The sequence below is a fragment of the Emcibacter sp. genome (assembly GCF_963675455.1).
Classification (GTDB): domain Bacteria; phylum Pseudomonadota; class Alphaproteobacteria; order Sphingomonadales; family Emcibacteraceae; genus Emcibacter.
In genome coordinates this window covers 1,970,921-1,990,374 of record NZ_OY776217.1, presented here as the reverse complement: position 1 = coordinate 1,990,374, position 19,454 = coordinate 1,970,921, and the positions used below count along the sequence as shown (strand labels likewise).

The following is a 19,454-nucleotide window of genomic DNA, read 5'->3' as shown; positions in this document are numbered from 1 at the left end:
TTGTGGCGCGGCGTGAAAATCAGTTAGTCTTACTAACATATATAGGGAAAACCGAAATATTGGGAGTAAGTCATGAGTAAACCTCGTGTAATGCTGATTATCCCCCAGGATACCAAGGAACAGGAAGCCCGTTATGCGCGGCAGGTTCTTGAGGAATCCGGGTGTGACGTCGTGCATCTGGATCCAAGTGTGCGCAGGACCGTCGGTGGCGCGGAGATATCTCCGGAAGAGATTGCCGAAGCTGCGGGCATGACCATCGAAGAGGTGCGGGCCATTGGCCATGAAGGCAAGATCCAGGACGTGATGATCGAGGGGTCGCTGAAAATGGCCCATGCCGCCGATGAGAAGGAACATCTGTCCGGCATATTGTCTATTGGCGGCTCCATGGGCACCAGCCTGTCCACCAACATCATGCGCAGCTTCCCCTACGGCCTGCCGAAACTGATGGTTTCGACCATCGCGTCTGGTTATACCGCCCCCTATGTGGGCGTAAAAGACATCATCATGATGAATTCGGTCACTGACATTTCCGGCCTCAACAGTATCAGCCGTGAAGTTTACCGCAATGCCGCCCTCGCCGTCGCCGGTATGGCCAAAGGCTACAAGCCCCAGAGCGCAAGCGACAAGCCCCTGGTGCTGATCACCACCCTCGGGACAACAGAACCGGCCGTCAAGCGCATCCGGGCCGCCCTGGAGGAGGACGGTTGCGAAGTGATGATCTTCCATTCCTCAGGCGCCGGCGGGCCGACGCTGGATTCCATTGCAGCCGAACGGGATGTGGCCATGGTTCTGGACCTGTCCGTGACGGAAATGGTGGATTATCTATTCGACGGCCTGGCCAATGCCGGACCGGACCGGGGCAAGGCGGGGATATCGCGGGGTATCCCGACTATCTTCGCACCGGGTAATGCGGACTTTATCATTGGCGGCCCCATTGAAGAGGCCAGGGAAAAATACCCCGGCAAGAAAAGCTATCATGCCCATAATGCGGCGATGACGGCAGTGCGGACCAACCTGGAGGATCTCAAGCAGATTGCCGATCATCTTGCCGCCCTGGCGGGCGAGGCAAAAGGACCTGTCCGTGTTGCCGTGCCGCTGCACGGTTTGTCCAGTCACGACAGCACTGAAGGTCATCTCTATGACCCCAGCATGCCCGGACCCTTCGCCGACTATATCAAAGACGTCATGCCGGAAAATATCCCGGTGGAGACGGTGGAGGCCCACTTCAATGACGAGGCCTTCTCGGATCATATCATCGCCACCGCCCGTAAAATGATGGAGCAGAGCAAATGAGTACCGACCTGCCCCTGACTTCCGAGGACGTTGAGGAAATCATCACCATCCTTGAAAAATCCCATTTTGAAGTACTGGATATCGAAACCGCCCGCTATCGCCTTCGTGTGGCCCGGTCCGGGACCGGCTGGACACAGGAATGGAGCGGCAAAAACGATCCCGTCGCCGCAGAAAAAGTCCTGGAAACCGCCGCGCCAATGGAAACCGAAGAAGGGATCTCGCTGGTTCAGTCGCCGCTTCCCGGCACCTTTTACCGCGCCCCGCAACCAGGCGCTGCGCCGTTTGTGGAAGTCGGCAGCACAGTGGAACCTGATACGGTAGTCGCGATCATTGAAACCATGAAACTCATGAACCCCGTCCATGCCGGTGTGACCGGCGAGGTTGTCGAGATTATCCCTGAAAATGCAGACGCGGTAGACGCCGAAGCTGTCTTGATGAAGGTAAGGACTTCATGACCATTCAGAAGCTTTTCATCGCCAACAGGGGGGAAATCGCTCTCAGGATCATCCGGACGGCACGCCGTCTGGGGATAAACACTGTTCTTGGCGTATCCGAAGCTGACCTCACGTCACTGCCCGCCCAGGAGGCGGATGAAGTCGTCCTGCTTGGCCCCGCCCCCTCGGCCCAGTCCTACCTGGCTGTTGACAAGGTTGTGGAAGCGGCCCGCAGCAGCGGCGCCGATGCGGTTCATCCGGGCTATGGTTTTTTGTCTGAAAACGCCACCTTCGCCCGCAAGATCATTGACAGTGGCATGAAATTTGTCGGCCCCCTGCCCGAACATCTCGACGCCATGGGCGACAAGCTCAAGGCCCGTAGTGTGGCCATTGATGCCGGTCTGCCCGTGGTTCCCGGCGGCGAGGCGGAGACTGCCAAGGAAGCCGCAGAAGTGGCAAAGGAAACAGGTTATCCCTTGCTGATCAAGGCCGTCTCCGGCGGCGGCGGGCGTGGCATGAAACGGGTCGATGATCCGTCCCAGCTGGCCAGTCAGATTGACATGGCCATGGCCGAGGCGGAAGCTGCCTTTGGCGACCCCAGGATTTATGTGGAACGTTACATCGGGCGTGGCCGCCATGTGGAAGTCCAGGTTCTGGGTTCAAACGGCAAGGCTGTGCATCTGGGCACCCGGGACTGTTCGATCCAGCGGCGTTTCCAGAAACTGGTAGAGGAAGCCCCTGCCCCCAATATTCCGGACGACAAAAGAGCCGCCATTGAACAGGCTGCCGTGAAACTCACCAGACACCTGAAGTATCAGGGGGCCGGCACCGTCGAATTCCTTGTGGATGCGGAGACCTATGATTTCTATTTCCTGGAAATGAATGCCCGTATCCAGGTTGAACACCCGGTGACTGAAAAAATAACCGGTCTCGACCTGATCGAACAGCAGATTCTGATTGCCGCCGATGCGCCATTCGTCCTGCTGCAGGAAAATATCGAGTTTGATGGTCACGCCATTGAGGTCCGGATCAACGCAGAGGACCCGGACGCGGATTTCCGCCCGTCACCAGGCAAGGTGACAAAAGCCGCCTGGCCCGCCGGAGCCGGAATCCGGGTGGATAGCCACATACAGTCCGGCGGCGTGGTGCCCCCGAACTACGACTCGCTGATGGGCAAGTTGATTGTCCATGCCCCGAGCCGGGAAGAAGCCGTTGCCCGCACAGCACAGGCACTTTCCACCCTTTCCATAGAGGGCGTGGTCACAACGGCACCGCTGCATGCCCGGATCATGGCCGACAAACGCTTTAAAAGCGCCAATATCGATACACGTTTCTTTGAGGATCTGGACAATGGCTGAAATCAAACTCGTTGATGTCTCCATGCGCGATGGAAACCAGAGCATCTGGGGCGCCACAGGCCTGAACACCGCCCAGATGCTGGAGATTGCCGGCACCGTCGACCGGGTCGGCTTCCAGACCATCGACTTTATTTCCTCGACCTTCATGGCCATCGCCGTGCGCTACTATCAGAATAATCCCTGGGATCTGATCCGCCGGGCGCGCATCGCCATGCCGAATTCCCCGCTGCAGTTTATCACCACAGGGCTGCGCTTTATTGCCTGGCAACAGGCCGATCCGGAGTTCATGCGCCTGGTCTACCGCCGGCTTCAGCTCGCCGGGATTCGCCGGTTTATTATCCTGGACCCCATGCATGACCCTGATGCGGTGCTGACGGCGGCAAAAATCTGCAGGGAAGAAGGGGAAGCCGAAATCATGGGCGCCCTGACTTTCACCCTGTCGGACGTGCATACGGATGAATTCTATGCGGATTTTGCCCGCAAACTGGCCCAGAGCCCGGATATTGACCTGTTTTATCTGAAAGATCCCGCAGGTCTGATGTCGCCGGACCGGGTCAAGACCCTGGCCCCGGCGGTAAAAGCCGCCATCGGCGACAAGCCGCTGGAAATCCATGCCCACTGCACCATCGGCTACGGCCCGATCACCAGCCTTGCCGCCGCCGACCTGGGCTTTATCTCCGCCGTCCATGTCGCCGCCGGGCCCCTGGGGAACGGATCCTCCCTGCCGGAAGCAGAGCGAATGGTCGCCAACCTGCGTGAAGCCGGGCATAACGTCGATATTGATGACAAGGCCCTGGCCCAATACAGCCAGTATTTTTCCCGCATGGCCAAGGCCGAGGGACGGCCCGTCGGCACACCCCAGTCCTTTGACGCCAGCTTCCTCCGGCACCAGATTGCCGGCGGGGTCATGACCACCACCCTGCGTCAGTTGCAGGAACTGAAGCTCGAACATAAATTCCAGGAAGTGATTGAGGAAACCGAACGGGTCCGGGATGAACTCGGGCAACCGATCATGGTAACTCCCTTCCCGCAGATGGTTATGAGCCAGGCCCTGTTCAATGTGATCGGCAAAGGACGCTATAGTCAGGTGTCCGACCAGGTTCTTCGATATGTGATGGGTAAATTCGGCCATCCGACCAGGGCTGTCGATCCGGAAATCGAAGCCGCCATTATGGATCGGCCCCGGGCCCGGGAAATCGAAAATGAGCCCACCTTCCCCACCTACAAAGACCTCAGGAAGAAATTCGGCCATGACATGGATGATGAGGAGTTCCTGCTCAGGGCGGTAATGCCGGACGAACAGGTGGATGCCATGATGGCCAACAGCCGCAGCCGCGCCACCTATACCCCCGAGGCGGCCCCCCTGTTTAAACTTTTGAAAGAACTGGCCACCCGCCCGGAAGCCAGTGACATTGTTATCGAGCGGCCGGGTCTCCGCCTGGCCCTGCACAAAGGAGCGAGTGTTGCGTGAACAAGTAAAAAACGCCAAAGGGTTTGTCTTTGATATGGACGGCACCCTTGTCCTTGGCGACAAGGCCAGCGGCAATCACAAGAAACTGGAAGGCGCTGCGGAAGTGCTGGAACATCTGCGGGCCAATGATATTCCTTACCAGGTTTTTACAAACGGCACCGCCCGGACCCCGCTCTGGTATGCCAACTCCCTGCGGTCAGCCGGTCTTAACGTGCGGGATGAAGAAATGATGACCCCGTCCACGGCTGCCGCTGCCTATCTCAAGGAAAAAGGCGCCGAGCGGATTCTGGTTCTGGGAAAGGAACCAGTCTGGAGCCCCCTGAAAGAAGCCGGCCTCAGCATTGTCGAATCGCCCGGTACCGGGGAAAAATATGACGCCATTTATGTGGGCTGGTTCCGGGAATTTACCTTTCCCGATCTGGAAGCGGCCGTCCAGGCCATCTGGGACGGCGCCCTTCTGACCACGGCGTCCGATGTACCGTTTTTTGCCGCAGCCGGCGGCCGGGGACTTGGCACCAGCTTCGCCATTAATGCCATGCTTAAGGCGCTGACCAATACCGAGGCACTTGTGCTGGGCAAACCGTCCAGTGAGGCCCTGAAAGTGGCCATGTCCCGCATGGGGCTGGAAGGAGTACGTCCGGAGGAAATCGTCGTGGTCGGCGATGACCCCGACCTGGAGTCCAAGATGGCCAATGATTTTGGTGCTCTGTCCGTCAGCGTGGCAACCGGCCTGTACAGTACCGAAGATTTTGCCGGGCAACCGGCCGATAAACGGCCAGGGCTGATCCTCGAAAATATAAACGAACTGATGGAAATACTGGGGACTGAATGATGTTTCCGTGATTAAACCATGTCTCCCCGCTTCACTACATCCTTTTGAGCGTGGTTATGGTTCCCTCACGGATGGGAAGGCCCCCGAACATCATTATAGATTAATAAAAAATCAATAGCCGGACCGGACAACCGGCTCATATTTGAAGATATCAGACGACAACCTGTTGAGAATTTAGGGAAACAAGACCATGAAACTGCCAACAAAAGAAGATATTTTTCCGGTTCCGGAACCCTACGCCCGTACAATCGAGCGTTTTGGTGTGGAAGGCGGATTTGTCAGCGCCTCTGAAAAAGATTCCCCCTGGGTGCCCTTCGGCGATAATGCTGCCATTCGCCATCTGGCCTTTGATGTCCGCACCAACTCCTACTGCAACATCCTGTGGGTGAAATCCCCGGGTGTGATCGGTACCCATAAACATCAGGGCGCCGTCTCCGCCATGTGCCTTGAGGGCAATGTTTATTACCTGGAACATGACTGGGTCGCCCGTCAGGGCGACTTCTTCACGGAAGCTCCGGGCACTGCCCACACCCTGCTGACCAGCGATCCCAACGGCATGAAAGCTATTTTTTGGATGCAGGGGTCCAGTGAATTCTACAATGACAAGGGGGAACTTGAAGAGACCCTTAACGTTTTCTGGTTCATTGAGCACTATGTCACCTATTGCGAAGAAAATAACATTCCCATTAACAAAAATTTGTTCATCTGAGAATGGAGGCGGCCATGAGCGAAAAATTTGATCTCAAAAAAGTCTTTAATGTAGAGGGACTTTCCACCCTGGTCACCGGCGCGGCAAGCGGCATTGGTCTGGCCTATGCGGAAGTCATGGCGGATAGCGGGGCCAGGGTCACTCTGACCGATATCAACCCCACTACCCTTCAGGAGCAGGTTGACCGTCTCACCGCCCGCGGCTGCACCGTGCGCGGAGCAGTTCTCGATGTCACCAACCGGGAACAGATGGCCCAGGTTTTCAAGGAGGCAAACGAGGCTTACGGCTCCATTGATGTGGTCTTTGCCAATGCCGGTATCGACGTGGGCCCAGGTTTCCTGACAGTGGAAGATGAACGCAACCCGGCCGGGGAGATTGAAAATGTCTCTGATGAAGCCTGGGACCGGGGGATCAATGCCAACCTGACCAGTGTGTTCAATACCATCAAGGCGGCGGTGAAATATATGAAGCCGCAACGCAGCGGGCGCATTATCGTGACCAGTTCCAATGCCGCCCTCGTCTGTGAGCCCATTGTGGGAACCCCTTATATGCCGGCCAAGGCGGGTGTGGCTCATCTGGTGCGCCAGATGGCCTTGGAACTCGCCAAATACGGCATCCTTGTCAATGCCATTGCACCGGGCGCCTTCATGACCAACATTGCCGGAGGCCGGCTGAAAAATGCCGAAGACCGCAAGGCTTTCGAGGTCCGCAATCCGCTGGGACGCATTGCCACCCCGGACGAGATCAAGGGACTTGCCCTCTACCTGGCATCCCCCGCCTCATCCTATGTGAACGGGGCGCAGATCGTCATCGACGGCGGCACCATGCTTGGAATGGTGGACTAGAAAAGCGCGGAGAAAAAGATGAAAGCAGCCCTGTTCAAAGGCTTACATAAACCGCTGGAAGTGGAGAATATTCCCGACCCCACCCCCGGTGAAGGTCAGGTCGTGGTCAAGGTGGGACGCTGCGGCATCTGCGGCAGCGACCTGCATATGACCGAAGACCCCGCTTTCGGAATCACCTGCGATACTGTCCTTGGTCATGAATTTTCAGGCGAAGTGGTTGCTACGGGCAAGGGCGTGACCCGCCTCAAAACCGGGGACAATGTTTCGGTCATTCCCCTGAAAAGCTGCGGCAAATGCGCGCGATGTCTCGCCGGCCAGCCGGCCTGGTGCAAAGAAATGGAACTGCAGGGCGGCGGTTACGGTGAATATGCGGTGACCAGTGAACAGCAATGTATCAAAATTCCCGATAGCCTCAGTCTGGAAGACGGCGCCCTGGTTGAACCGCTTGCGGTCGGCCTGCACGGCGTGGTCAAGTCCGGCCTGAAGCCCGGCGACCGCATATTGGTCCTCGGCGCCGGTCCGATCGGGCTTGCGGTTGCTTTCTGGGCGCGCCGTATGGGCGCGCTGCATGTGGCTGTTGCAGATATTAACAATTTTCAGGAAAACCGCGCCTATGCCATGGGGGCGACCGCCTTCTTTACCAAACGGGAGGATCTGGTTGACGCTATCAACACCAATATGGGCAGTGCACCGGATATTGTGTTTGAATGCGTCGGCCTGCCGGGCCTCATCGCCCAGTCGGTTGATCATGTAAAAGTACAGGGCAAAATCGTTGTCCTCGGCCTGTGCACGATGCCGGACACATTTATCCCCTTTGAAGCGCTGTCCAAGGAAGTCTGTATCCAGACCTCGGCCTTTTTCGAGGTCAAGGAATTCCAGGTCGCCCTCGATGCCCTGGAAGCCGACAAGCCGGTACCCCAGTCCCTGATCACCGAAACGGTGAGCCTCCAAAATATGCCGGAAACGTTTGAAGGACTTCGTAAAAGAACAACGCAATGCAAGGTTATGGTCAACCCAGGAACCTGAAAAATAAAACAAAATTAAAAATATAGGGCCGGAAATGTCCGGGAATAAAATATGAAATATGAAACAAAAATGGCCACTATCCTGAGTATTACTTTCGGGATTGCCTTTTTCGACAGGAACGCGGTCAACTTCCTTGTCCCTTTTATTGCCCCTGACCTCGGCCTAACCAATACACAGATCGGTTTATTATCCTCCGCCCTGTCCCTGACCTGGGCCATTTCCGGTTATGCCCTCGGCGCTTTGTCCGATGCCACCGGAAGAAGAAAGATCTTCCTGCTGATTTCCATTTTCGTCTTTTCCTGTTGTTCCTTCCTGTCGGGCCTGGCCACATCCTTTATGATGCTGCTGGCCGCCCGCCTGCTTATGGGGCTTTCCGAAGGACCGATGATGCCGGTTTCCCATGCCATGGTCGTCAAGGAAGTCTCGCCCGAGAGACGGGGACTTTATATGGGGTTTGTTCAGAATTTCGGTAGTAACCTTCTGGGGTCCTTTGCCGCTCCGGTCGTCCTGGTGGCGCTGGCGGAAATGTTTAACTGGCGCGTCGCCTTCTTTATTTCCGGAGTTCCCGGCCTGGTCGCCGCCTTCTTCATCTGGAAATATATCCGCGAACCCGCCGCCCAGAAGAAACTGTTCCCCAAGAAAAGCGAAACGGAAGGCGGAGCTCCTGCTCAGAAAAAAATGAATACCTTCCAGCTTTTCCGCTATCGCAACATCGTGTTGTGCGGTCTGATCAGCATCCTCTCCGTGTCTTATCTGGTGATCGCCTGGGCCTTCATGCCGATCTTCTTTGTTCAGTCCCGGGGATTTGAGCCTTCCACCATGAGCTGGTTAATGGGAACGCTCGGTATATCCGCCACAGTCTGCGCCTTTCTGGTTCCGGGGCTTTCGGATCGTTTCGGTCGCAAGCCAATCCTGGTGCTCTTTTCCTTCATCGGGGTGATATGCCCTCTTTCAGCCCTTTATTTCGACGGTCCGGTTGTCATGCTGGCTGCGCTGATCTTTATCGGCTGGGCACTTAACGGCACATTTCCCGTATTCATGGCTACGGTCCCGGCTGAAACGGTGCCGGCGGGGTATGTTGCCACGGTCATGGGACTGATCATGGCGATCGGGGAAATCATCGGCGGCTTTTCCGCACCGGCCATCGCCGGTTGGGCGGCTGATCAGTACAGTCTGCAGGCCCCGCTGTTTATCCAGACCGGTTGTGCCATTGCCAGCGGATTACTTGCCCTTGGACTGAAGGAAACAGCCCCGGCCAAGGTCGGCAATCCTGCCCCCAGCCCGGCTTAATGCATCCGGGAAGAAGGAGCGCAACATGAACGAGGCAGTTATGTCAACATGCATGCCCTGCCCCCAAGATTTGAGTGAGGTTACAGAATTTCGAGAGGTATTTTAACAATAAAAACCATAATCAATTCCTACTGACAAGAATGAAGTTCGTTTTAAGTAAAGTAACAATTCCCTCTAGGTGTGGCAGCGTATGTCACGCTTTAGTACGATGAAAACTGCGGTGTTTCCAACCATGAACCCGACTTGGGAACAGGGACATGGAATAAGTATCAAGAGTAGAAATATCGCAACCCCAACGAAGAAACCCTAATGGGAGGACTAAAACCATGAAACGATTGCTATCATCAACAATTCTTGCAAGCAGCCTGCTTGCCGCCCCGTCTGCATTTGCTCAGGAAAAGGAAAGTATATTCTCAATTGAAGAAATTGTGGTCACCGCGCAGAAACGAACTGAAAATATTCAGGACGTGCCAATTGCAGTGAGCGCCTTTTCAGCCGAAGCACTGGCCAATAGCGGCATCAGCGAAGTCTCACAGCTTGCCAACCTGTCGCCGAACGTCACCCTTGATGCCGGAACACCTTTCTCCGGGTCGTCTTCCGTGCTGGCCGCCTATATCCGCGGCATCGGACAGAACGACTTCGCCTTCAACCTTGACCCCGGCGTCGGCATCTATGTAGACGGCGTTTACCTGGCCCGTACCGTCGGCGCCAATGCGTCCCTTCTTGATGTGGAGCGCATCGAGATCCTGAAAGGTCCACAGGGAACCCTGTTCGGCCGTAACTCCATCGGGGGTGCCGTCAGCATCGTCACCCGCGAGCCGGGCAATGAGTTTTCTTTCCGTGGTGAAGTCACCACAGGCAGCTTCGAGCGTTTTGACGTCGCCGGCGCCGCAGACATTCCCCTCATCCAGGACAAACTGGCCGCGACAGTGGCCTTTTCAAGTGTGAACCGTGAAGGTTTCCAGAAACGGATTCCCTTCCCCGGGGCAGGGGCCTATGTCACTGACAGTTTCGACCAGTTTAAAGCTGCCGGATACCGGACGTCCGACACTGAGGGTGGCCAGAATGAATGGTCGATCCGCGGTAAAGTTGTCTATAATGCCAGTGATGATCTGAAAATCACCCTGGGAGGCGATTACTCCAAGGCAGACCAGTCAGCGATGGCCAGCACGCTTATAAAAACACATAGCGGACCGGATGATGTTTTTGCCCATTTCTACAATGCCTGTCTTGACGGTGCTTTTGTCCCGACAGTCTGTGGCGGACATGGAACTTCCGTGGATACGACCTATTCCACACCCTCCATCTTTGGTGTAAATGTGGATGCGGATCCAGACAATGACCGACTATATTATGATGATCAGTTTGTACTGGATGACCCGGACCTGTCCTATGCCAATGGCAACAGCCTGGATCAACTGGAAACCTATGGCGGCGCTCTCACCATCGACTATGCTCTTAATGACTCGATGGACCTGAAATCAATCACGGCCTACCGTGAACTTCACTGGACGGCTGCCATGGACCTTGACGGGTCGCCGCTGCCGATGCTTCATACATCTTTCACGATGAACCAGAAGCAGTTCTCTCAGGAATTGCAGCTCCTCGGTTCCGCGATGGATGACAAACTGGACTATGTCTTCGGCGCCTTCTACTTCGAGGAAAGCGGCGACCTGCATGATCATGTGACATTCCCGTCAGGATTGCTTCAGGTTGATGGTCCAAACGACCTGTGGACAGATTCCTGGGCGGTGTTCACTCACCTGAACTATGCGCTCACCGATAAACTCGGACTTACCCTGGGTGCCCGTTATACCGAAGAAAACAAGTCTTTCGAAGGCTTCCAGTCTGACTATAACGGTCTGAACTACAAATTTGCCGGACTGGAGCCGAATGCAGAAAATGCCGTAATCCTTGGCTTCCCCAATCCGGATGAGCCACTTCGCTACTATCCGGCTGGTGTCCGGGACAAGAAGTTCACAAACTTCTCACCCCGTGTTGGCCTTGAATTCCACCCCAATGAAGACATGATGGTTTATGCCTCCTGGTCAAAAGGCTATAAAACCGGGAGTTGGACAACCCGTCTGTCCAACCCGCCGGTTGCCGCTGACCGTCTTGACTTTGACGAGGAAAAAGCCACCAGCTATGAAATCGGCCTGAAATCCGAATTCATGGATCGTCGCGCCCAGGTTAACATTTCTACCTTCTATTCCGAGTATAACGGTATTCAGTTGAACTTCCAGGAAGGTGTATCCCCGACTATCCGGAATGCGGGTGACGCGGAAATCAAAGGTTTCGAGGCTGAGTTCCAGTTTGTGGTCACGGACGGCTTCCTGCTTCGCGGCGGCATTGGCTACACGGACGCCAAATATACATACATCGACCCCCGTGTTGCCGGCATCTCAACGGAATCTGTCCTGCCAAAAACACCCGAGTGGATGATCAACATCAGCCCAAGCTATGAACTGTCCCTGGCTAATGGTGGTTCCCTATTGTTCAATGTGGATTATACCCATACCACTTCGCTTTATAACGACACGGAAAATACAGAGCTCCTCAAACGTCCGGCTGTGGACAATCTCAATGCGTCCATCACCTACCGGGAGCCTAATGAACATTGGGATCTGGTCTTCGGTGGCACCAACATTCTGGACGAACGCTATCTGATAACCGGCCAGGCCCAGCTTGCCGGTGGCCAGACTTACGGTACCTACAACCGTCCTGCGGAATGGTACGCAAAATTGCGGGTGAATTTCTAAGACAGAGCCTGGATGCCGGATCTCCCCCGGCATCCTTTCAAAAAAACGGCCCCGATAATATCGGGGCCGTTTTCTATTGGAAACTCTTCACTGCATTATTCGGAAAAATTCAGCTCGATAGTGATGCCGTTGGGATCATCGACAAAAATCTGCCGCAGGCCGATGCCTTCCACAATATTGATTTTATACGCCACCCCGGTCGCCTTGATGTGCTCTTCCATATCTTCAAAGTCTTCTGCCTCGAACGCCACATGATCAAGCGCGCCGCCGCCGTACGGCACCTCCCGTCCGGCTTCTGCTCCATCGTAGATATGCAATACCGGTTCACCAGACGGGTCATACATCCAGGCCCCGGGCGTAGGAATGGGCGGGCGTTCCCCCTGTACCAGTCCCAGCACACGGGTATAAAAGTCCATGGTTCCGGCAAGGTCCGCCGTCCAGATGTTATAATGATGAATTCGTTTAAGAGGCATATTAAAATCCTTCAGGATGCAAGATAACCGCCGTCGACCGGCAGGATAATACCATTGACCAGTCCGGCAGCAGGCGAACAGAGAAAGGCAATGACCCGGGCCACTTCCAGTGGATGCCCCCAACGTCCGATGGGCAACCGGTCCATTATCTTTCCGGTAAAGACCGGATCGGCCTCCACGCCCTTGCTGAGGCCGGTAGAAATCCAGCCCGGCGCCACGGCGTTGACCCGGATTCCCTCATCGGCATAGGCCAGGGCCAGGGATTTGGTCAACTGGGCAATCCCGCCCTTGCTGGCGCTATAGCCGGGGTGTTCGGCGCTGCCAAAATAGGAATACATGGAGGCAACATTGACAATGGAGCCTTTCTGCTTTGCCAGATGTTCCCGCGCCAAGGTCGAGGCCCGCATGGTGGCTGTCAGGTTAACCCCGATAACCGTTTCAAAACCTGCCATATCATGTTCTTCCCCCGGCCGGGCGATCCCCGCACAATTGACCAGCATGTCAAGCCGGCCTATTGAGGCAAAAAGTTTTTCCATTTGCGCAGGGTCGGTGACATCCACCTCCTCCACCCGGATGGAATTGCGATCAGCAAGGGAACTAGCTGCGGCATTAAGTCCTACCGCCACCACCGTCGCGCCAAGACCCGCAAGAAACTCTGCCGTTCCTTTCCCGATCCCCGAGGTGCCGCCGGTGACCAGCGCGACCTGATCCCTGAACAGGTCCGGTCGAAATGTATTGTTGTCGTTCATGGCTTTCGGTCTCCCTTTTGCGGGAAAGTTTACCAATTTTTTTAAATAGTTACAACGACCGCAAGCCCGCTCTTCCTTCTCGGAAAGGCATTATTACGCGCAAAGAACTGTCACAATGACAAACGGCAAATTACACCGGCCCTTATCAAGGATATTGTCAGCCTTTTGGGGCGAATACAGACCAGCTTACAGATACATGGGACGACCCAGGACATTCCGGATATGGGGGCGATAGTTGGCCTCATCATAAAGTTCAACAATGTCGATGGATTTTTTGCCCGCCAAGACACAGGTGGCGTCGACAATGGCGTAATTGCCGTTGCGAATGACCGTCATTTTACCAAAATCCTGTTTATCAATCAGTTGTATGGCCATCGTCCCGAAAGTCATGGCCACAAGTTTGTCCAGAGCATCCGGTTCGCCGCTCCGCAGAAGATAGGCCAGCGGCTGATTCAATACATCAATCTTCTTGTTTACCCGCAGAGCGTCCGACAGGATATTGCCGATACCCCCAAGTTTCTTGCGGCCGTAAATATCCACCTGACTGCCATAAACGGCCTCTCCCCCTGCCAGACGGGCCCCTTCCGAGACCACAGCGATGGCGTAATTGTCCCGGCTGCTTTTCTGGTCTTCGGCGATCAGATCACTGAGCATCTCCAGATCGATCGGCACTTCGGGAATAAGGACCCGGTTGGCCGAGCTGACATATCCGGCCAACAGCGCCGGCTCGCCACTATACCGTCCGAACAGTTCAATGATCGCCACCCGTTCATGGCTGGCCGCTGTCGTGCGGATCTTGTTGATACTATCCACACAGCGGGTCACACAGGTACTGAACCCGATGCAGTAGTCGGTTCCGAAAACGTCATTGTCCATGGTTTTGGGAATACTTATTACCGGGAAATCTTTCTGTGAAAGATGGGCGGAAAACCGCAGGGAACCGTCTCCGCCAATCGGGATCAAAACGTCGATATCCATATGGTCAAGTACTTCCAGAATATGGTCGGTACAGTCGAAATGGCCCTCGACAGCAGAATCAGGAACCTTGCCTGCCAGAAACTTCGGAAGTGCCGCCGGCGGTATCTGGACAGGATTCAGCCGCGTGGTATGCAGAATGGTGCCTCCGACATTTTCAATCCCGTGCAACGCCTTGGTCACAAGCGATCGTGACAGTCTTGCGTTTTGCTCCGGGTCTCCCTGCGGGTCATACTCCAGAAGTCCGCGCCACCCGCCCATGATGCCGGTTACCGTCCAGTTGCGCTGTTCTGCATGAGTGACAATGGCTTTGATACAGGCATTCAGGCCGGGCACATCGCCGCCACTGGTCAACACTCCAATCCTCATTTTATCGACTCTCCTGCCGTTATTCCTCTACAATTGAGAACATCATCCCTGGAAATATAAAGAAAGGCGGGAGAAAATCCCGCCTTACCCATGACCTAAAGAAATTCTTTCATACTGACATCCGGATCAGACAGCCTGGCCACATCAGGTTTGGCCTTCTGGGTGATCAGCTTTTTGCTGGCCATGAATTCGGCCGGTTTATTCACCCCGTCCATGGCGATCAGCACCCCGTCTTTCAGGTAAAAGGCGGCAATGGAGCGGCTGTTCAGGTCACCGCGAATGACAATCTGGTCATAGCCCTGACTGAGACCGGCGATTTGAAGTTTCATGTCAAACTGGTCTGACCAGAACCACGGAATTTCGTCATACTCGACAAGGGTTCCCATGATGGCTTTGGCCGTAATTTTCGCCTGCGCCATGGCATTGGGCACGCTTTCCAGCCGGATGCGGCGGCCATAGAGCACGCTCGGGTGAGAAGTCACATCGCCAATGGCATAGACATTGGCGGCACTGGTACGGCAATGTGCGTCCACCTTGATGCCGTTTTCCAGCTCGATCCCGGCGTCTTCCGCCAGTTCCTGAGCCGGTATGATACCAATTCCCACCACCACAAGGTCAGCGTCGAACGCCTGCCCGTCACCGGTCAGGACTTTTGTGACCCGGCCACCTTCGCCCTCAAGCGCAGTGACGCCTGTATTGCACAGGATTTTAACCCCTTCCTCTTCATGCACCCGCTGGTAAAAGGCGGACATCTCCGGTGCAACCACCCGGTTCAGTATCCGGTCGGCCATTTCCAGCACAGTGACATTTTTGCCTTTCTGGCGGGCCACAGCGGCGATTTCCAACCCGATATAGCCGCCACCGACGACAACCACATCCTTTGCCGTACCGAAATCGGCCTGGATGCCGTGCACGTCGGCGACGGTGCGCAGATAATGCACCCCGCCCAGGTCATGACCCGGCACGGTCAGCTTGCGCACATGGCTGCCGGTGGCAATGATCAGGTGATCCCAGGACACGTTCTCGCCGTTGTCCAGGTCTGCGGTTTTTTCGGCGGGATCTATTTTCGTGACCCGCACCCCGGTTTTCATGTCCACATCGCGGTCTTCATAAAATTTCGGCGGCTTGATATACAGCCGCTCAAGCGGTAGGTCGCCCTTCAGGAAATCCTTGGACAGGGGCGGCCGCTGGTACGGGATATAGTCCTCGTCTCCGACAACAATTATTTTACCTTCGAACTTTTCCGATCGAAGGCTGGCGACGGCCTGGGCACAACCGTGCCCGGCGCCGATAATCAGGACTGTTTCAGACATTTAATTCCTCGATTGCTTTTTGTGGCACTTATTTTTACCCACAGTTAGCATGGATACCCCGGGAAGAAAATCAGAAATTCAGTCATCTCATGTCAGCGGACAGAGCCCGGATAAAGGTTTCTTCATCCACATTGCCGCCACTGAGCAGCACCGCAACTGTCATTCCCCTCACCCCCAGTTTACCATAAAGCAGTGCCGCCAGCCCAGTCGCCCCCCCCGGTTCCAGTACCAGTTTCAGCTTCTGCCAGGCATATTTCACGGCCCCCAGCGCTTCGTCGTCCGAGACAGAAAAGGCGCCGTCCAGCCGTTGCTGAAGGATGGAAAAAGTAAGGTCTCCTGTAGACGGCGATAAAAGCGCATCACAGACCGACCCGGAAAATTTTTCATTCGTCTCCCGTTGCCCGGACTTAAGCGAACGGCCAAGGTCATCAAAATTCTGCGGCTCCACGCCATAAACCTTTGTTTCCGGCGACAGCTCGTTCAGCACAATTCCGCTGCCCGAAGCAAGCCCGCCGCCACCGACCGGGCATAGAAAGGCATCAAGCTTCGCCCCCCTTTCGCCGACCTGCCGGATCACTTCCAGGGCCGCAGTGCCCTGACCGGCAATGATGTGCGGATCCTCAAAGGCCGGCACCACCACACTTCCCTTTTCACGGGCAATCTCTGCAGCGATATCCTCCCGGCTTTCCGTTGCCCGGTCATAAAGCACAACCCGGGCGCCATAGCCCCTGGTATTTTCGACCTTCATCTCCGGGGCATCGGACGGCATGACAATGGTTGCCTCAATGCCGAGGATTTTTGCCGCCGACGCCACGCCCTGGGCATGATTGCCGGAGGAAAAGGCGACGACGCCGCGGGTCCGTTCTTCCGGCGTCAGCTGCACCAGTCGGTTATAGGCGCCGCGAAATTTGAAAGCGCCGACCCGCTGCAGGTTTTCAGGTTTCAGGAAGATACGCGCCCCCAGATCCTCGTTCAGCAACGGATTCTCCAGCAGCGGCGTTTCAATGGCCACACCGGCAATACGGTCAGCCGCGGCGACAATATCCTTGAATAATGGCGCTTTCATTATCGCCTCCCCTAGATCGGTGATCCCGGCGGCAGAACGGCCGGTGTTTCCGACGCCGGATCGAAGGTGCCGTCCATGAAGGCGCGAATACGGGCGGCCTCAAAAGCGTAATGGGCCTTGAACGCCGGATGCTTGCCCAGCTTGCGGGCCCCATTCTCCATCCAGTCGGCCAGATCGGCAAGCTTCAGTCTGGCCATGGCGCGCACGGATTCTGCGGCAGATTTATCCGCCGCCAGCTGCATGGTCTTCAGGATCATCACATGACCGACCCGGCGCTCCATGGCCCCGCCCAGTTTTTCCTGCCGGTCGGCACGCACGGTCGCCGCCAGGATGTGATCGAAATATTCATCAAGGCTCATCATACCCTGGCCGCGCTGGTGGAACTGCTCCAGCCGGGCCAGCCGGGCCGGATCCAGCAGGATGGAAAAGACATGGTCGGCGGCGGCCTCGCCAATGGTCAGGGCATCAAACTGACCCCGTGTCTTGCGGGGAAAACTTTCCCGGCTCAGGTCATAACCATAGGCCTTGGGCGGGATCAGCCGGAGAATATTCTCCGGCAGCACCAGATAGCCCGCTGTCAACGTTGTGAGGATTTCATCCAGCGCCTGCCTCTGCTGTTCCGGCGGTACGATACGGTAGGGAATACCCGAACCTTCCCCGCGCAGGGCATATTCATAAAACAGGCCACCCACATATTTACCGGCCGCCTCAAGCTGGTAACGCGGCAGGTAATAGAGCGGCACCAGGACTTCCTCCAGAGAACTCCAGGGTTCACCGACCGGAATATTCTTTTCCGAGAAATTATTCAGCGCAATGCGGCGCACTTCCCTGAGATGGGCAAGTTCGGCAATGGCATTGGCGCCATTGTCCCACAGGCTGGACCCGGCATTGAAATCGCTCAGGCTGCGGCTGTCTTCATCAGTGACAAACAACAGGCCCTGGCTTTCCCGCTCTTTCAAAATTTCCCGCAGGCCTGCCTGCTCCGCTTCCGGGCTTACAAACTGGCTGTAACCATAGCGCACCACAAGCTTGTCCCATTCGCCGATGTCGGTGTCATAGGCTTCGCTGAGATCCAGTTCACCGTCGCCGGCAATCTTGATCTGCGGATGGGGATAATCCATCACCGACGCCCGGTTCGACAGGCTGGCGGCAAAGTTATGGGCGATTCCAAGGGTATGACCGACCTCATGGGCGGCAAGCTGGCGGATGCGGGCCAGCGCCATGTCCTTCTGGACATTGATGTCGCTGCCAGCGTCTTCGTAAGGGGCAATCAGGGCCGTGGCGATCAGGATATCCTGCCGCACCCTGAGCGAGCCCAGGGTCACATGGCCCTTGAGGATCTCGCCGGTGCGCGGATCAATCACGCCCCAGCCATAGGACCAGCCGCGGGTCGCCCGGTGCGTCCAGTTGATGATGTTATAGCGCACGTCCATCGGGTCGGCGTCCTCGGGCAGGATTTCAACCCGGAAGGCGTTGGAGAACCCGGCGGCCTCGAAAGCCTGGGCCCACCAGGACGCCCCTTCCATCAGGGCGCTGCGGATCGGTTCCGGCGTGCCTGCATCCAGATAGTAGATAATCGGCTCGACCGGATCGCTGACCGCCTGGTCCGGGTTTTTCTTGATCAGGCGATGGCGCGGGATCAGACGCTGCGTCAGATCCTCGCCCAGCGGCACCGCATAATCCCGGTAGGCCAGGGGGAACATGCCGCTGTTGGGATGGAAGGCGCGGGTCTGATAACCGTCATCGGGCAGCTTGACGAAAGAGATATGCTGGCGCAGGGTGAACTGCTGACCGTCCGGACTCACATCCTTCACATACTGGCCGGGTTTAGCGCCTCGGAAAGTGAGCGTGCTTTCAAATTCCGTATTCAGCGGAAAGCTTTTGGTCCGCGCCGGATACAGGGCCGAGCGGCTGTTATCAATGCTGAAGTTGCCCTGCCGGGTCTGGTCGATCCTGTCGGCAATGCCGTGCTGGTCGCTGAGCAGAAAATCGGTCAGATCGATCAAACCGGCCGTCTTGTCCGTCGCTTCAATCTTGAAACCCCACAGAACCGAAGTCGCAAAGGCTTCCTCAACCGCCTTGACCTCGGCCGGATTGTCGGAAGAGGCGCGGAATTTGGTATTGACCTCAGTAAGCAGGATCTTGTCTCCCGCCCGCTCGAATTTTACCAGCCGGGTCACGCCAAGCTGACGGCGGTCAAGGCCGATATCGTTGGAGCCAAGGCCCTGCGGCAGGCCGGTCTGGAATATGAATTCCTCCCCCAGCCGGTCGAGTTTCAGGTAAACCCGGCCTTTGTCTTCATCCAGAAAGAAATCATAAAAGCCCTTTTTCTCGGTCATGTCCCTGGTGAAATCGGCAAGCCCCGCGGCTTGCACGGCAGCGGGCAGAACAAGACAGAAAAAAATGAAAAATGATCTGGAGAGAACTTTCATGACAATATCCCGGAGTATTATTTTAAGTAGCCGTGGGCCGAAAGAAGTGCGGCCGGGCAG

At 56.0% G+C, this 19,454-nt stretch carries 16 protein-coding genes; 10 read left to right on the top strand and 6 right to left on the bottom strand.

The annotated features are described in order from the left end of the window. Positions 1-72 precede the first annotated feature (72 nt). The 10 genes from ACORNT_RS09175 (at position 73) to ACORNT_RS09130 (ending at position 12,017) form a co-directional block, all read left to right on the top strand. Entirely contained in the window at positions 73-1,293 is a 1,221-nt protein-coding gene (locus tag ACORNT_RS09175) for a Tm-1-like ATP-binding domain-containing protein (protein WP_321389491.1), read from the top strand. Then, positions 1,290-1,748: an acetyl-CoA carboxylase biotin carboxyl carrier protein gene (locus ACORNT_RS09170; protein ID WP_321389489.1), complete on the top strand. Its 459-nt coding sequence runs from the start codon at positions 1,290-1,292 to the stop codon at positions 1,746-1,748. The genes ACORNT_RS09175 and ACORNT_RS09170 overlap by 4 nt, the downstream gene beginning before the upstream one ends. Continuing rightward, positions 1,745-3,085, top strand: a complete 1,341-nt coding sequence (locus ACORNT_RS09165; RefSeq protein WP_321389485.1) for an acetyl-CoA carboxylase biotin carboxylase subunit — start codon at positions 1,745-1,747, stop codon at positions 3,083-3,085. The genes ACORNT_RS09170 and ACORNT_RS09165 overlap by 4 nt, the downstream gene beginning before the upstream one ends. Continuing rightward, a complete protein-coding gene (locus tag ACORNT_RS09160; RefSeq protein WP_321389483.1) occupies positions 3,078-4,556 on the top strand; it encodes a hypothetical protein in 1,479 nt (492 codons plus the stop codon). Before ACORNT_RS09165 ends, ACORNT_RS09160 begins: the two co-directional genes overlap by 8 nt. Continuing rightward, positions 4,549-5,388 (top strand): HAD-IIA family hydrolase, encoded by an 840-nt coding sequence (locus tag ACORNT_RS09155; RefSeq protein WP_321389480.1) that lies wholly within the window; start codon positions 4,549-4,551, stop codon positions 5,386-5,388. The genes ACORNT_RS09160 and ACORNT_RS09155 overlap by 8 nt, the downstream gene beginning before the upstream one ends. 190 nt (positions 5,389-5,578) lie before the next feature. Further along, a complete protein-coding gene (locus ACORNT_RS09150; RefSeq protein WP_321389477.1) occupies positions 5,579-6,097 on the top strand; it encodes a 2,4'-dihydroxyacetophenone dioxygenase family protein in 519 nt (172 codons plus the stop codon). A 14-nt stretch (positions 6,098-6,111) separates the two neighbouring features. Further along, positions 6,112-6,942 carry an SDR family NAD(P)-dependent oxidoreductase gene (locus tag ACORNT_RS09145; protein ID WP_321389472.1) on the top strand — a complete coding sequence of 277 codons (831 nt, stop codon included), beginning with the start codon at positions 6,112-6,114 and terminating at the stop codon, positions 6,940-6,942. 18 nt (positions 6,943-6,960) lie between these two features. Next, positions 6,961-7,968: an alcohol dehydrogenase catalytic domain-containing protein gene (locus ACORNT_RS09140; RefSeq protein ID WP_321389468.1), complete on the top strand. Its 1,008-nt coding sequence runs from the start codon at positions 6,961-6,963 to the stop codon at positions 7,966-7,968. A gap of 51 nt (positions 7,969-8,019) precedes the next feature. Next, positions 8,020-9,258, top strand: a complete 1,239-nt coding sequence (locus ACORNT_RS09135; protein WP_321389466.1) for an MFS transporter — start codon at positions 8,020-8,022, stop codon at positions 9,256-9,258. A 326-nt stretch (positions 9,259-9,584) separates the two neighbouring features. Next, complete coding sequence (locus ACORNT_RS09130) at positions 9,585-12,017, top strand: TonB-dependent receptor (protein WP_321389464.1); 2,433 nt, start codon at positions 9,585-9,587, stop codon at positions 12,015-12,017. Between the two features lie 95 nt (positions 12,018-12,112). Here ACORNT_RS09130 and ACORNT_RS09125 read toward each other — a convergent pair whose 3' ends face one another. From ACORNT_RS09125 to ACORNT_RS09100, 6 genes are all read right to left on the bottom strand, one after another. After that, on the bottom strand, positions 12,113-12,490 hold the full coding sequence (locus ACORNT_RS09125) for a VOC family protein (RefSeq protein WP_321389462.1): 378 nt from the start codon (positions 12,488-12,490) through the stop codon (positions 12,113-12,115). An 11-nt stretch (positions 12,491-12,501) separates the two neighbouring features. Further along, the gene (locus ACORNT_RS09120) at positions 12,502-13,239 is read right to left on the bottom strand and encodes an SDR family oxidoreductase (protein WP_321389457.1); all 738 of its coding nucleotides are present in this window, start codon (positions 13,237-13,239) and stop codon (positions 12,502-12,504) included. Positions 13,240-13,425: 186 nt separating this feature from the next. Then, positions 13,426-14,583, bottom strand: coding sequence for an ATP-dependent 6-phosphofructokinase (locus ACORNT_RS09115; protein WP_321389449.1), 1,158 nt, complete (start codon positions 14,581-14,583; stop codon positions 13,426-13,428). A 95-nt stretch (positions 14,584-14,678) separates the two neighbouring features. Beyond that, complete coding sequence (locus ACORNT_RS09110; protein ID WP_321389447.1) at positions 14,679-15,896, bottom strand: NAD(P)/FAD-dependent oxidoreductase; 1,218 nt, start codon at positions 15,894-15,896, stop codon at positions 14,679-14,681. Positions 15,897-15,978: 82 nt separating this feature from the next. After that, complete coding sequence (locus ACORNT_RS09105; RefSeq protein ID WP_321389445.1) at positions 15,979-16,962, bottom strand: threonine/serine dehydratase; 984 nt, start codon at positions 16,960-16,962, stop codon at positions 15,979-15,981. 11 nt (positions 16,963-16,973) lie between these two features. Further along, a complete protein-coding gene (locus tag ACORNT_RS09100) occupies positions 16,974-19,394 on the bottom strand; it encodes a zinc-dependent metalloprotease (protein WP_321389442.1) in 2,421 nt (806 codons plus the stop codon). Positions 19,395-19,454: the final 60 nt, after the last annotated feature.